The organism is Pseudoxanthomonas sp. JBR18 (assembly GCF_028198165.1).
Taxonomy (GTDB): Bacteria; Pseudomonadota; Gammaproteobacteria; order Xanthomonadales; family Xanthomonadaceae; genus Pseudoxanthomonas_A.
On record NZ_CP116339.1, the window covers coordinates 3,775,611 to 3,790,647 of the forward strand.

General features: G+C 66.9%; 12 protein-coding genes. 6 read left to right on the top strand and 6 right to left on the bottom strand.

The genetic code is table 11. The features are described from left to right. Positions 1–51: 51 nt before the first annotated feature. Together PJ250_RS17155 and PJ250_RS17160 are read right to left on the bottom strand one after the other, a co-directional pair. Entirely contained in the window at positions 52–1,080 is a 1,029-nt protein-coding gene (locus PJ250_RS17155) for a thioesterase domain-containing protein (protein ID WP_271645803.1), read from the bottom strand. Next, the gene (locus PJ250_RS17160) at positions 1,077–2,702 is read right to left on the bottom strand and encodes an AMP-binding protein (protein WP_271645804.1); all 1,626 of its coding nucleotides are present in this window, start codon (positions 2,700–2,702) and stop codon (positions 1,077–1,079) included. The genes PJ250_RS17155 and PJ250_RS17160 overlap by 4 nt, the downstream gene beginning before the upstream one ends. Positions 2,703–3,343: 641 nt before the next feature. Between PJ250_RS17160 and paoA the strand changes: the two genes are divergently transcribed. The 6 genes from paoA to PJ250_RS17190 all read left to right on the top strand — a co-directional run bounded on the left by paoA (position 3,344) and on the right by PJ250_RS17190 (position 10,624). Further along, a complete protein-coding gene (gene paoA / locus PJ250_RS17165) occupies positions 3,344–3,991 on the top strand; it encodes an aldehyde dehydrogenase iron-sulfur subunit PaoA (protein WP_271648687.1) in 648 nt (215 codons plus the stop codon). Continuing rightward, the gene (locus tag PJ250_RS17170) at positions 3,988–4,938 is read left to right on the top strand and encodes an FAD binding domain-containing protein (RefSeq protein ID WP_271645805.1); all 951 of its coding nucleotides are present in this window, start codon (positions 3,988–3,990) and stop codon (positions 4,936–4,938) included. Before paoA ends, PJ250_RS17170 begins: the two co-directional genes overlap by 4 nt. Before the next feature lies 1 nt (position 4,939). Further along, positions 4,940–7,147: an aldehyde oxidoreductase molybdenum-binding subunit PaoC gene (gene paoC, locus PJ250_RS17175; RefSeq protein WP_271645807.1), complete on the top strand. Its 2,208-nt coding sequence runs from the start codon at positions 4,940–4,942 to the stop codon at positions 7,145–7,147. 340 nt (positions 7,148–7,487) lie between these two features. Continuing rightward, positions 7,488–7,946: a FecR family protein gene (locus PJ250_RS17180; protein WP_271645808.1), complete on the top strand. Its 459-nt coding sequence runs from the start codon at positions 7,488–7,490 to the stop codon at positions 7,944–7,946. 7 nt (positions 7,947–7,953) lie between these two features. Next, positions 7,954–8,571: an OmpA family protein gene (locus PJ250_RS17185; protein WP_271645810.1), complete on the top strand. Its 618-nt coding sequence runs from the start codon at positions 7,954–7,956 to the stop codon at positions 8,569–8,571. A 13-nt stretch (positions 8,572–8,584) separates the two neighbouring features. Next, complete coding sequence (locus PJ250_RS17190) at positions 8,585–10,624, top strand: CHASE2 domain-containing protein (protein WP_271645811.1); 2,040 nt, start codon at positions 8,585–8,587, stop codon at positions 10,622–10,624. Between the two features lie 70 nt (positions 10,625–10,694). On the opposite strand, the gene PJ250_RS17195 is transcribed toward PJ250_RS17190, so the two are convergent. From PJ250_RS17195 to PJ250_RS17210, 4 genes are read right to left on the bottom strand one after another with little or no spacing between them, the layout of a single operon-like run. Continuing rightward, positions 10,695–11,729, bottom strand: coding sequence for a sialidase family protein (locus PJ250_RS17195; protein ID WP_271645813.1), 1,035 nt, complete (start codon positions 11,727–11,729; stop codon positions 10,695–10,697). A 29-nt stretch (positions 11,730–11,758) separates the two neighbouring features. Further along, positions 11,759–13,318, bottom strand: a complete 1,560-nt coding sequence (locus PJ250_RS17200) for a sodium/sugar symporter (RefSeq protein ID WP_271645814.1) — start codon at positions 13,316–13,318, stop codon at positions 11,759–11,761. 30 nt (positions 13,319–13,348) lie between these two features. Next, complete coding sequence (locus PJ250_RS17205) at positions 13,349–14,245, bottom strand: SMP-30/gluconolactonase/LRE family protein (protein WP_271645816.1); 897 nt, start codon at positions 14,243–14,245, stop codon at positions 13,349–13,351. Next, positions 14,242–15,033, bottom strand: a complete 792-nt coding sequence (locus PJ250_RS17210) for an SDR family NAD(P)-dependent oxidoreductase (protein ID WP_271645817.1) — start codon at positions 15,031–15,033, stop codon at positions 14,242–14,244. The genes PJ250_RS17205 and PJ250_RS17210 overlap by 4 nt, the downstream gene beginning before the upstream one ends. Positions 15,034–15,037 lie beyond the last annotated feature (4 nt).

Genomic DNA, 15,037 nt, shown 5'->3' on the forward strand with positions numbered 1-15,037 from the left:
CCAGCGCAACCAGGTTGGCGTGTTCCCGGAAGAACACGCCGGGGATCGACGCTACTGAAGCACTGCTTCCATCAATTCGGCTTCAGCCGGCGGGCTGCCCGCTGTCCTGCGCACCGCCGCCTCGATGATCGGCGTAATGATCAGGATGGAACTGCGTCGCAGCAACTCCGTGTGGAGGGTTGGCAGGCGCACGGTCTCGATGCCAGGGCAGAGTTCAGCCCAGCGCGTTGCAGTGCGCGGACTGAGCTCTTCGCTGAGCACCAACAGTGCTGGGCCCTCGAACGGGAGTGGATGCCAGCGCTCCAGGGCGCTCAGTCGGAAGCGCCAGATCAACGAGCGCTGGCAGCGCACGACCCAACTGGGCCGCAAGCGTTCGAGCGCGGCCATGACCAGCCGACGACCGAGGCGGGTGGCGCCCATCAGATGCAAGGCAAAGGTGCTCCAGTCGCGATACCGCTGGCGCCATTTGGCCGCGTCGGGCACCACCGGCGTGTCGAAAATGCCGAGCCACGCGACACGGCGCCCGGAGGATCTCAGCACGTGAGCGGCCTGGACGGCAGCGGCACCTCCGAAGCTGTAGCCCGCCAGAAAGAGATCGCCCGTGGGAGCGACGCGTTCAATCTCCGCGACGCCAAGCGCAGCGGTGGCAACCAGATCGGTCAGCACGGCGGTGGGCGCATCGAGGCCAGGCGGCTCGATGGTGTGAAAGCGGACCCGGTCTCCGAACGAGCGCCTGAATTCAGCCAGCATCGGCTCATCGCCGAAAATCCCGGTAAACAGGAAGATCGTCACCACGCCTTCGGCCGTGGTACGGGGTGCACCACCCGTGTTTTCGGTGGAGCTTCCCAACGAGCTTGCCAGTTCGATCGCCGTCAACTGCGGGTCGAATTGATCGTATGAAAGCCTGCGGCCGAGTGCCTTCTCCAGCCCCAGCAGCAGGTGCAAGGTGCACAGCGAATCGCCGCCGGCATCCTCCCAGCTTTGCGTCTCATCGCAGGGAAACCCGAGCACTTCGCTCCAGACTTCCTGGACCGTCGTCAACAGCTTTGGCTGTTCTATCGAGCGCACTGGGGTATTCATGCGATGCTGACCGAGACGTCAGGCGTGTTGAGGCGGGCCAGCAACGACAGGCCGTCGAGCTTGCCGTTCGGCAATCGCGGCATGGCATCGACCACAAGGATCCTGGAAGGGATCATGAAGCTGGGCAGCACACGCCGTAGTTCGGCACGCAACAGCGCGGGCAGCTTCGCCCCGTCGCACCGCGGGTCGGCAACGACGAAGGCCAGCAGTCGCGGCCCTTCGCTGCGGGGTTCGACGACGACTTCGGCTTCGCGGACTTCGGGCAATGCACGCAGGGCCACTTCGATCTCGCCTGGCTCCAGACGCTGGCCATTGACCTTGATCATCCGATCCTTGCGGCCCAGGACGGTAAAGACACCATCCCCGTGGTAACGGGCCACATCGCCCGTCTTATAGATGCGTGAGCCAGCGTCGTCCTGGTCCGGCAACAGGCGCCCTGGGACCAACTGGTCATCGTTCCATTCGCCGAGCGCATTGTATCTGCTGCGAATCCACAGTTCGCCCGGTTCGCCGTCGCTGCAGCTGATGCCATCGTCGCCGACGATGGCGGCCATGGTGTCCGGTTGAAGGATGCCGGCCGCCACGCGCACCGGGTCGTACGCATCGTCATCATCTGCAAACCACTGCAGACCGCTCGATTCAGTCGCGCCATACGTGGACCGGATGAAGCATCCTTCCGGCAGCGACTGGCGCAGCGCCACGACGTCGGCCTTGAGCAGCGGCTCGCCGTAAGCGTGCACCACGCGCAGGCCTGCGAAGCTGCTGCGTGCTTCGGGAAGGCGCGCCAGGCCGCGCAGCATCGAGGGTGCTGCGCGCAGTTGGGTGACCGGCCTGGACGCCAAGGTCTCGAGCAGGCCGCCGAGCCCAGCGCTTTTGATATCCACGACCTGGGTGGCCGCAGCGGCCAGCGGCGCGCTCAGGAACCCCGCGAAACCGGCCAGGGATGCGGGCGACGACAGCGACAGCATCCGGTCGTGATGGGTCAAGTGCACCGAATCATGGTGAATGCGGACCCAGTTCATCATCGCGCGTTGGCTGTGCACGATCAGCTTGGGGCGACCCGAGCTGCCCGAAGTGCAGACGATGACGGCAGGAGCGTCCAGATCGACCGGGAGGGTCTGGAACTCGGGCTGCGAGCCGCAGGCAACGCGTGGATCGACCGCCAGCACCAAGGCTCCCGCATACGCGGAACGGTGATGATGCGGCTCGGCCAGCACCAGCTTGATGCGGGCCCGTTCGACGATGTCCATATTGCGCGCATCGGGCGAAGCCGCATCGAGTGGCACCATGACCCGACCCGCCATCAGGCAGGCGAACACGGCGACCATGTAGGCAGCGCCGGCCGGCAGCAGAAGGCCGACATGGGAGTCCTCTGGCACGGCGTGGGTGATCTGGCCAGCCAGCCCCGCGGCGCGTTGCCAAAGGTCCTCCAGGGTCGTCACGCCGCCAGCTTCTTCGACTGCGATGGCTTCGGGCCACTGGACAACCATCTCTCGCAGGCTGTCGACCAGGGGGCGCCCAGTCGCCGGATCGCCAAAAGGCTGGTAATCGTGGTCGACCGGACCACGGTGGTCCGGCGGGATGTGGGGCGTCGCAATCCAGTGCATCGGGGCGTTGGTCATTTTTTTATATTGTGTCGCAGTCGAAAATTTTTATGTGAAGCCAGCTTGATGCGCCGCGAGCCTGACTGGCCGTATGTGCGCCCCCGGGTATGGGGAACGCATTTAGCGTCGGAATCCTGACAAGTTGGACAGAATCGAAATGGTCCAGCCATTGGACCGGCCAGGAATCAGCCGCGCTAACGCAGCCGAGCGTCGCCGGCGGTCCGCGCCAGGCGCGCACCGACTGACCGGGACGAGGGATGCGCGGCAAAGCCCAGCGGCGCTGGCCGCGCGAGACGGTGAGGGCCGGCGCCGGACAGTGGTTCTAGACGTATCGATCGACGGGGCGATACCTGCAAGCCAACGTAGGGCTGCCCAGCAGCGCAGATCACGACGGTCTTCAGGAGGGCTCGATCTTTCACCACGACCGCGTTCTTACCGCCCATTCCCAGGCACGCACCGGTGCTTCGACTGATGCATATGCATCCATATGACCCATGACGTTGCGCGATGCGACAGGGCACGCAATGGGCGATCCGCTCCCAGGATCGGGGGCCATGCGCGCCCTCGGATTCACGCATGCCTGACCCTGGTTGGTGGAGGCTAGGGCATCACGCAAATCCCCCACCCAGCTAGAGGACTAGCCAGGCATGAACAATCCCTTGCACGACCTCAAGATCACCCGTCGCGAAATGATCGCCGCCAGCGGGGTTTCGGCCGCCGGCGTTGCGGCAGGCAGCATGGTCGCTGCCCCCGTGCAGGCGATGGTCGCCAGGGCCCCCAGAGCCGAGACCGTCTCAACCGCCAAGGTCACGCTGGAGGTCAACGGCAAGCCGACCACGTTGGAACTGGACACACGCACCACGCTGCTCGACGCACTGCGTGAGCACCTCAAGCTCACCGGAACGAAGAAGGGCTGCGATCACGGCCAATGTGGGGCCTGCACGGCCATCGTCGATGGCCGCCGCATCAATACCTGCCTGACCTTCGCGGTCATGCACGATGGCGCGAAGATCACCACGATTGAAGGGCTGGGCCAGCCCGATGCGCTGCATCCCATGCAGGCGGCGTTCGTCAAGCACGACGGCTATCAGTGCGGCTACTGCACCCCGGGCCAGATCTGCTCGGCGGTGACTGTGCTGGAAGAGATCAAGCAGGGCATTCCCAGCCACGTCACCGAAGACCTGAACGCCCCTGGCAAGTTCACGCCGGAGGAAGTGCGCGAGCGCATGAGCGGCAACATCTGCCGCTGCGGTGCGTACTCCAACATCCTGGATGCGATCAGCGAAGTGGCGGGGGAGAACGCATGAAAGCCTTCACATACGCGCGCGCGAGCTCCGCAGCCGAGGCCGCGCAGGCGCTGACGGACCATCCGGATGCGAAATTCATCGCCGGCGGGACCAACCTGATCGACCTGATGAAGCTGCAGATCGAGACGCCGACCCATCTGGTGGATGTCAACGCCTTGGAACTCGATGCGATCGAGCCGATCGAAGACGGCGGCCTGCGGATTGGCGCACTGGTTCGCAACACCGACCTGGCCGCCGATGCACGGGTGCGCAAGGACTATCCGCTGTTGACCCGCGCCCTGGTGGCCGGCGCGTCCGGTCAGCTGCGCAACAAGGCCACGACAGCCGGCAATCTGCTGCAGCGCACGAGGTGCCCGTATTTCTACGACACCAACCAGGCCTGCAACAAACGCCTGCCGGGCAGTGGCTGTGCCGCCGCGGAAGGCTTCAACCGGCAGCTGGCCATTGTCGGTGCCAGCCCCGCATGTATCGCCACCCATCCCAGCGACATGGCCGTGGCCATGCGCGCACTGGACGCCAAGGTGGAGACGGTCAAGCCGGACGGACAGACCCGCGTGATTGCCCTGGACCAGTTGTATCGCGCACCGGGGACCACGCCGCACCTGGAGACCACGCTGGAGCGCGGTGAACTGATCACCGCGGTGACCCTGCCCAAGCCGGCGGGCGGCAAGCAGGTCTACCACAAGGTCCGCGACCGCGCGTCCTATGCTTTTGCCCTGATCTCCGTGGCCGCGATCGTGCAGCCCGACGGCACCGGCGCGGTCGCACTTGGCGGCGTGGCCTATAAGCCGTGGCGCGACCCCGCCGCCGACGCCCAGATGCCCAACGGGGCCAAGGCCGTGGTGGACACCCTCCTGGCCGGCGCCAAAACCACCGAACACAACGCCTTCAAGCTGCCGCTGGTGGAGCGGACGCTGGGCGCCATCCTGGCCGAAGCGAGGGCATGAGATGAAATTCGACACGCCAGCCACGACCAACCCCATCGATAAGGGCCGGATCGTCGGCAAACCCCACGACCGCATCGATGGTCCGCTCAAGACCACCGGCACCGCGCCCTACGCGTACGAGCGCCACGACGTGGCCCCCGATGCCGCCTACGGCTACGTGGTCTGTGCCGCGATCCCCAAGGGACGCATCCGTGCGATGGATCTGGCCGCCGCCAAGGCTGCGCCGGGCGTACTGGGCATCGTCACCGCGCAGAACGCGGGCAAGCTGGGCAAGGGCCAGTTCAATACCGCCACCTTGCTCGGAGGGCCCGAGATCGAGCATTACCACCAGGCGGTCGCCATCGTGGTGGCCGAATCCTTCGAGCAGGCCCGGGCAGCGGCCGCCCTGGTGAAGGTGGATTACGTGCGCCAGCAGGGAAAGTACGACCTGGCGGCCGCGCGCGACACCGCGAAGATGCCTGAAGGCGACAGCAACAAGGACACCGCGGTCGGCGACTTCGCCGGGGCCTTCGCCGCGGCGCCCGTGCAGTTGGACGCGACCTATCACACCCCGGACCATTCCCACGCGATGATGGAGCCGCATGCCTCCATCGCCCGGTGGGACGGCGACAAGGTGACCCTGTGGACCTCGAACCAGATGATCGCCTGGGGGCGTGGGGATGTGGCCAAGACGTTGGGCTTGCCGAAGGAGAACGTCCGCCTGATATCGCCTTACTTGGGCGGCGGTTTCGGCGGCAAGCTGTTCGTGCGCACCGACGCCATCCTGGCCGCGCTCGGGGCCAAGCACGTGGGGCGTCCGGTCAAGGTGACCCTGGCCAGACCGCAGGTGTTCAACAACACGACCCACCGGCCGGCCACGCTGCAGCGCCTGCGCATTGGCGCTACCCGTGACGGCAAGATCACCGCCATCGGCCATGAGAGCTGGTCCGGCAATCTGCCGGGCGGCGATCCAGAAACCGCCGTCGCCCAGACCCAGTTGCTCTATGCCGAGCCCAATCGGATGACCGCCATGCGTCTGGCGATGCTGGACCTGCCGGAGGGCAATGCCATGCGCGCGCCCGGCGAGGCCCCCGGGCTGATGGCCCTGGAGATCGCCATGGATGAAATGGCCGAAAAGCTGGCCATGGATCCGGTCAAGTTTCGTGTGCTTAACGACACCCAGGTCGATCCGGCCAAGCCCGAGCGCCCGTTTTCCCAGCGACGCCTGGTGGAATGCCTGGAGCAGGGGGCCGAGCGCTTCGGCTGGGACAAACGCACCAAGCCTGCGATGCGCCGCGAAGGACGCTGGCTGATCGGTATGGGCATGGCAGCGGCCTTCCGCAACAACCTCAACATGAAATCCGGCGCGCGGGTCACGCTGGACAACGCCGGTCTGGTGACGGTGGAAACCGATATGACCGACATCGGGACCGGAACCTACACCATCATCGCCCAGACCGCGGCGGAAATGATGGGCGTGCCCATGTCGCAGGTGAAGGTCGTGCTGGGCGATTCGGCGTTCCCCGTGTCGGCCGGCTCGGGCGGGCAGTGGGGTGCCAACAGCTCCACGGCCGGCGTCTATGCGGCCTGCATGAAATTGCGCGAAGCGGTCGCGGCCAAGCTCGGTCTCGATCCTGCGCAGGCGGATTTCAGCGACGGCATGGTGCAGGTGGGCGCACAGCGCAAGCGGCTTGCCGACGCCGCCAGTGCCGGCCCGCTGACCGTCGAGGACACCATGGAATACGGCGACCTGGCCGAGCGCTACCAGCAATCGACCTTCGGCGGACACTTCGTCGAGGTCGCGGTGGACAGCTATACCGGCGAGATCCGCATCCGGCGCATGCTGGCGGTGTGCGCGGCCGGTCGCATCCTCAATCCCAAGTCGGCGCGCAGCCAGGTCATCGGGGCCATGACCATGGGTGCCGGTGCGGCCCTCATGGAGGAACTGGTGATCGACAAGCGGCTTGGGTATTTCGTCAACCATGACCTGGCCGGCTACGAGGTGCCCGTGCATGCGGACATCCCGCACCAGGAAGTCGTCTTTCTCGAAGAGACGGATCCGACCAGTTCGCCGATGAAGGCCAAGGGCGTCGGGGAATTGGGCATTTGCGGCGTCGCCGCTGCCGTGGCCAATGCGGTCTACAACGCCACCGGCGTGCGGATCCGTGATTACCCAGTGACGCTGGACAAGCTGTTGGACAAGCTGCCTCGGCCGGCGTTGACGGCTTGACGCAGCGGACGCGGGTCTTTCAGGGACCCGCGTTTTCCCGCCGACACGGCGCAGACGCCTGGCTGAATTGTAAGGGGGCGGTGGACACCGCCGACCTAGCACCAGGGTCCATTTTTCCTGGATTGGCAGGCGCCGCGGCGCGTGGAAACGCGATCCATCCCTGGTCAGGATGATGAAGGTTTTGTTTATGCTTTTCTGCCCATCATCTGACACTGTATTTGCAACATGCGCGGCCGATATCGTGCATGCCGGTTCGGATACATGGATGCAGGATGTGGCGTCAGCCACGCGGGGATGGAGTGCGACCGGGGTGGCCGTGCCTTGACAGGGGGAAATCGTGATGAAGCTTTGCCTGCGCCTGGTGGCGCTGTTGTGTCTGGTATGCCTGGCCATTCCCGTGCTGGCCGCGGAAAGCACCATCGATGATGGGCATGTCGCGCTGGTCAAACAGGCGCGCGGGTCGGTGACGATCACGCGCGGTGGCAAGACGCTCGAGGCGGCCGGAGGCGCGCAACTTGAGGTCTCCGATCGGGTGGTCACCGGCGCAGGTGCCACCGCATCGATCGTGTTCCGTGATGGCACGTTGCTGACGCTGGGGCAGGACGCGGACATCGTGGTGCGCGATTACGTCTTCGCGCCGAAGGAGGACAAGTTCTCCTTCTCGCTCTACATGACCCGCGGCTCGGCGATCTACGAGTCCGGCAAGATCGGCAAGCTTGATCCTGAGTCGGTGAAGATCGAGACGCCCAAGGCCACTGTGGGCGTGCGTGGTACCCGGTTCCTCATCGAAGCCAACTGAGCTAACCATGTCTGTCATGCGATTCCGTGGCGCCGGGCGACTGGCCCTGTCGTGCGTGGCGGCAATGACGCTGGGCGCCTGCGCCTCGGCGCCCACGCGGGTGACGCTGCTGCCCGACCAGGAGGGGCACGTCGGCGCGGTCGTGGTGTCCAACGGCCAGGGCAGCCAGCGCATCGACCAGGCATACGCCGCTGTGGAAATCGCGCCGTCCGCCGCCGCGCCCAAGCCGCCGCACGCCCAGGATCAGGCGCGCTTCGACGCGGCCCATCGGGCCCTGCTGGATGCCCAGCCCACCCCGCCGCGCAGCTTCGTACTGAATTTCCTATTCGACAGCATGGAATTGACGCCCGAATCCAAGCGCCTGCTGCCGCAGGTGCTGGAAGCCGTGCGCGACCGTCTGCCGACCGAGGTGACCGTCTTCGGCTACGCCGATGCGGCGGGCACGGCGGCGTACAACCTGTCGCTGTCGGCCCAACGCGCCCGTGTCGTGGCCAAATTGCTTAAGCAGATCGACCCGGAGCTGCCGGTGGATGTGCAGTATTTCGGTGACAAGGCACCGCTGGTCCCGACGCGGCCGGGGGTGCCCGAGCCCCGCAATCGCCGTGCGGAAATCGTGATCCTGTGAGTCCGCACGCGCCATGAGCACCTTCATCCCTACCGCCCCCGTGCCACGGCGCACCATCGTCGCCTGCCTGTTGGCCGCGCTTGGCGTCGCCGCCCTGATCGGGCTGGCTGGACGCAGTGGCCTGGGTCCGGCTGGCGCGCTGGATCGTTGGTTGCTGGACACCTTGCTGGTGCGCAGCGCCTCGCAGGCACCGGCGCCGGACGTGGTCGTGGTCGATATCGACGAGGTCAGCCTGGCCTCGGTCGGGCAGTGGCCGTGGCCGCGCTATCGGGTCGCCTCCCTGGTGGAAGGCGTCGCCGCCGCCAAGCCGGCCGCCCTCGCGCTGGATGTGTTGTTCCCGGAGCCGGACCGGACCTCGCTGGTCGATATCCGGCAGGCATTCAAGCGGGATTTCGACCTGGACATCGGGATCCCGGGCGTCCCCGAAGGCCTGCAGGACAATGACGGCTACCTGGGGCAGGCGATGGCCCGATCCGACGCGATCGGCGCGCGCTACTTCTATTTCGACCACCAGACCGCGCCCCGGGCGCTGCGGCCTGGGTTCGGGTTCGATGGCCGGCTGGACCTGATGACGCTCGAGCAGGCCCCCGGGGTGATGGAGAACACGCCGGCCGTGGCCGCGCAGACCCGGGTGAGCGGCTTCGTGAACAGCCGCCTGGATGCGGACGGGGTGCTGCGTAGGTTGCCGCTGCTGATCGAACACCAGGGGGTGGTCTATCCGAGTCTGGCGCTGGCCGCGACGATGCGGGCGCTGGGTGTCCAGTCCGGGACGGTGGAAGCCGGCCGCGATGGGCTATCGCTGAAGATCGGCGAGCATCGCATTCCCATCGATCGGAGCGGCTACGCGCTGTTGCGTTTCAATGGCCCCTCGCGCGTGTACAGCAGCGTGCCGGCGGTCGAGGTGCTCAGCGGCCAGGTCCGACCGAAGGATCTGGCCGGCAAGATCGTCTTCATAGGATCCTCCGCGGTCGGCTTGAACGATGTCCATGCCACGGCCGTCGACGCGGAATTCTCCGGTCTCAAGATCCAGTCGGTCATGGCCCAGAACATCCTGGACGATGCCTTGGTGCGCGTGCCTGTGTGGGGTGGCGGCCTCGCACTTGCGTTGGGCCTGCTGGTGGCGGCGGTGTTCGGTCTGCTGTGCGTCTCCGGCTATCGCCTGACGGTGGTGAGCCTGGCCACGGTGATGGCCGCGTCCGCGCTGCTGGGAAGCATGGCCATGGCCTTCCAGCACACGGGCCTGTTCCTGCCGATGGGCGGGCCGCTGCTGACGCTGTGTGTCGTGCTGGTGGGCGGTTTCGCGTTGCGCTTTGTCTTCAGCCAGCGACAGGCGCTGCGCTGGCGCAGGCAGCTGGCCAATGCCCGGCAGGTGGCCATCGAGTCGATGGCCGCGGTGGCCGAAACGCGGGACCCGGAAACCGGCGCGCATATCAAGCGCACCCAGCACTACGTGCGCGCCATCGCCGAGGAGTTGCGCAGGACCAAGCAGCATCCCGCGCTACTGACCGAGGAATACATCGAGCTGCTGTTCCTGTCCGCGCCGCTGCATGACATCGGCAAGGTCGGTGTGCCCGACCACATCCTGCTCAAGCCCGGTCCGCATACGCCCGAGGAGCGGGAGATCATGCGCGGACATGCGCATTTCGGCCGCAAGATCATCTACAGCACTGCGCGCAGCATCGAAGGCGACAACTTCCTGCGCATCGCCGGCGAGATCGCCGCCACCCACCACGAGAAGTGGGATGGCACCGGTTATCCGGACGGCCTGCAGGGCGAGCAGATTCCCCTGTCGGGCCGGATCATGGCGGTGGCCGACATCTACGATGCGCTGATCAGCCGGCGCTGCTACAAGGACCCGTATCCGCACGAGCGGGCCAAGGCGATGATGCAGGAACTGCGTGGGACGACCTTCGACCCTGCGGTCCTGGATGCGTTCTTCGCCATCGAAGCGCAGGTTGTCGCCATCGCCGAGCGGTATCGGGACGACGACGCGCCGCTCCCGGTCGCCACGAAGGCCGTGGAGGCCACGGGCGCACGGCTGGTGCCAGGCTGAGGTCGGGTGGCAGCGCGGAGCACGGAAGCAGCCGCTTCGCCTCACCCGCTCCGCGGCGCAGGACCCGTGGTCAAGGTGCCACGCGCAGGCGACCGAACCTAAACTCCACATTGCGTCCGACGTTGCTGAGCTGGGCGATCTCGCCATCGCCCAGGTCGTACAGGGCCGGCCAGCTGTGGAGGAAGCCGACGGGACCCGGCGCCGACGGCAGGGGCCGCCACTTGGCGCCAGCGTCCTGGCTGGCCTCGATCCGGTTGGCGCAGGACGTCGCCAGGAGCGTGCCTTCGAGCGCCAGCACCGAAGGCGCGCAGCGCAGGCCGCCCATCGGCATGCCCAGGCCCTCGTCCCAATGGACGCCATCGTCGGAATATTTCATCGACACCGGGCATTGCGGATCGCGGCCGCAGATCTCGAACGCCATCAGCCATCGGCCATCGACCAATCGGGTCATCACCGGCATGCCCGGGCGCAGGTGGCCGCCGCCGGGTTCGGCGGCGACCACCCGGCGATCGTCCCAGCTGCGTCCACCGTCTTCCGAGATGCGCTGCGCGACCACCTGGGCGTAGGCGGGGCTGGCGTCGGCCAGGGTTTCGTCGGCATAGAGCACCGTCAGCCGCCCGTCGGGCAACAGGTAAAGCTTGGGCTCCCATACGCCGCGATCGGTGCGTCCCCGCGGCTCCTCGTTGCGGGCGATCACGCTCAGGGGCTGCCAGTGAAGGCCTTGATCGTCACTGGCGTAAAGCACCAGCCGATAGGAGCGATGCTCGATGAGTGAGCGCATCGCCAGCAGGATGCGGCCGTCCGGCAATTGCAGCAGTTCGCCGTTGTCCAGTCGGCGTCCGGCCTCGACCACTTGCCCGCGGAGCGTCCAGGTGCGGGCACGGTCCTCGCTGATGCGCAGCTCCAACGGCGTACCCTCCTGCGCGACGCCGAAGCGGGTATTCACCGCCAGCCAGCGGCCGTCCTGCAGCCGCGTCATCCGGCCCCAGCCAGCGCCGTCGCGGGCCAGCACCGCGCGTCGGCCCCAATCAACCCGGACGGCTTCCGCGGCCGCGGCGGACCACGGCAGGGCCATGTGCGCCAGCACCATTCCAGCGAGCGCCACGCCTGCGCGCCATCGCGCCGCGAGCGGGCTCACCAGAAGGTCACGTACAGCGCCGTCAGGATCGCCACCACCGCAAGCGCGGCCACGTTGAACGAGGGCGTGGTGTGGTAGCTGACATCACGGGTCTGGATGCGGTCGCGGTCGCCGCTGGCCTTGGTGACCAGCGACACCACGATCGCCAGGACCAGTGACAACAGGAAAACCAGCCCGATGCGGTTCATGAACGGCACGTCCGGCAGCGCCACCTTGAGCACCAGGGACAGGACAAACGAGGCGATGGCGGCGGTCAGGGCGCCGGCTTCGTTGGCCCGTTTCCAGAACATGCCCAGGAAGAAGATCACCACGATGCCCGGGGTGAAGAAGCCGGTGAACTCCTGGATGTACTGGAAGCCCTGGTCGAAGCCGCCCAGCAGCGGCCGGGCGGTCAGCACGCCGATGACGATCGCGGTGATCGCGGTGATGCGTCCGACCATCACCAGGCGCTTCTGCGACGCCTCGGGGGCGCGCTTGGCATAGAAGTCCAGGGTGAAGATGGTCGCCACCGAATTGATCTTGGACGCCAGCGAGGCCACGATCGCGGCGATCAGCGCGGCGAAGACCAGCCCCAGCACGCCGCTGGGCAGCAGCCGCATCATCGTCGGATAGGCCTCATCGGGGCGCTCCAGCCCCGGGGCCAGCATCACCGCCGCGATGCCCGGCAGCACCACGATCACCGGGATCAGCAGCTTGAGGAAGGCGGCGAATACGATGCCCTTCTGCGCTTCGGGCACGTCCTTGGCGGCCAGGGCGCGCTGGATGATGTATTGGTTGAAGCCCCAGTAGCTCAGGTTGGCGATCCACAGCCCACCGATCAGCACCGACAGGCCCGGCAGGTCCTTGTAGAAGGGGTTGTCGGGCTTGAGGATCATCTGGAAGCGGCCCGGTTCCTGCGCCAGCAGGGTGGTGAAGCCGGCCACCACGCTGCCATCCCCGATCTTGCTCAGCGTAATGACCGTGACCATCATGCCGCCGATGACCAGCAGCGAGACCTGCACGATGTCGGTCAGGGCCACGGCCTTGAGTCCGCCATAGAGCTGATAGAACAGGGCGAAGGCGCCCAGCAACACCAGCGCCAGCATCTGGTCCATCCCGGTGACCTGGGCGATGGCGATCGAGCCCAGCCACAGGATCGAGGTGAGGTTGACGAACACGTACAGCGCTAGCCAGAAGATCGCCATGACCGTGCGGATGCGCGTGCCGTAACGCTCCTCCAGGAACTGCGGCATGGTGGTGATGCGGTTGCGCAGGAAGATCGGCAGGAACCACTTGCCGACGATCAGCAGGGTCAGGGCCGCCATCCACTCGTAGGAGGCGATGGCCAGGCCGATGGCATAGCCCGAGCCGGACATGCCGATGATTTGCTCGGCCGAGATGTTGGCCGCGATCAGCGAAGCGCCGATGGCCCACCAGGGCAGGCTGCGGCTGGCCAGGAAGTAGTCCTGAGCGGACTTCTCACGGCCACCCTTCTCGCGCGAGACCACTTGGGCCAGCACGAAGATGCCGGTCAGGTAGACCAGCACGATGGTGATGTCGAGGGGGGAAAGACGCATCGGGGAAACTCTCCGCAGGTCGGATCGGGATCAGGAGCGCAATGCGGCGTTGGGATCGCCGGCAAAGCGCGCTTCGGGCAGGCCGCGCACGCCGGCCGGCGCGGCGAAGACATCGCCGGCGGCTGGATCACGGTCACTCCCCACCAGGCCGTCGTGGGCACTGGTGATGTACAGCGTGGACAGGTCCGCACCACCCAGCGCCGGCCGTGTGGGCTGGGCGGTAGGGAGATGGATATCGCGATCGTGTTGGCCGTCGGGCAGATAGCGCGTCACCCGGGCCGCGCCCCATTGCGCGCTCCAGAGGCCGCCTTGGGCGTCCACCGCCGCGCCGTCCGGCTCGCCGGGGTGATCGGACAGGTCGACGAACGTGGCGGGCACACCCAGCGTGTCGCCATATGCGACGTGCTGGATGCGCCGGTCCAGCGAATCGCAGAAGTACATCGTGTCGCCAGCCGGGCTGAAGGCGATGCTGTTGGAGATCGCCACGCCGGGCAGCGGCAGCGCCTCCAAAGTCAGATCCGCATTGAGCCGGAAGAAGCCGCCGACCTTGTGCTTGGGACCCTGCGCCGGCTCGTGCAGCGTGCCGAACACGAAGCGACCCTGCCGGTCGCCGCCCCCATCGTTGGCGCGCGTATCGGGCGCACGTGGGATGTCGCATAGCGGGCGTAGTTCCCCAGTGTCCAGGTGAAAGAAGGCAAGCCTGGAGGCCAGCGCCAGCAGCAGCCAGCCATCGGCCTGGCACAGCGCGAACGAGGCCAGCCGCTCGGGCATCGGCCATTGCTGCGTGTGACCGGTGGCCGGGACGTGGCGCCACAGCACCGCGTTGTGGATGTCCGTCCACAGCAGGGCGCCGGTGCGCTCGCACCACACCACGCCTTCGCCCAGGCGGTTGCCGGCAGCCACGACCGTGCGTGCGTCGTCGCTCACACCCAGCCCCCATCCACGATGAACTGCTGGCCGGTGCACATGCGGCTGTCGTCGGCCGCCAGGAACAGCGCCATCCGCGCCAGGTCCTCGACCTGCAGGTAGCCGGGCAGGCACTGCGACTGGGCGATCTGCGCCTTGCCGGCATCGTCCAGCCACAGGCGACGCTGCTTGTCGGTGATCACCCAGCCGGGCACCAGCGCGTTGATGCGGATGCGGTCGGCGCCCAGCTCGCGGGCCAGGCCGTTGACCAGGCCGTGCACGGCCGACTTGGCCATGGCGTACATCGGGTAGCCGGCATTCTTGATCATCCAACCGGTGGAACCCAGGCAGATGACCGAGCCACCACCGGCTGCGCGCATGTCGCCGACCACCGACTGGGTGGCGAAGTACTGGTGGCGCAGGTTGACCGCGATGTTGCGTTCGAACTCAGCCGCGGTGGTCTGACCGAAACGATGGCGCACGTCATTGGCCGCGTTGTTGACCAGCACGGTGATCGGCCCGAGCTGCGCACGGGCCTCGGCGATCGCCGTCTCTAGCGCCTCCAGATCCGTGGCATCGCAGTGCCGGTAGAGCGGGACGTGTTCCGCATCGGCCAGGGTGGCCTGCAAGGCCTGCGCGCCGGCGTCGTCGATGTCCAGGAACGCTACGCGCGCGCCCTGCCGCGCGAAGTGCGCGACGAAACCAGCGCCGATGCCGGTGGCGCCGCCGGTGACCAGCACCGTCCTCCCGGCCAGGCTGGGGTAGCGCGCCATCGACGCGGTCTCGGTGTGTTCGATGTCCTCCCTCATCGCA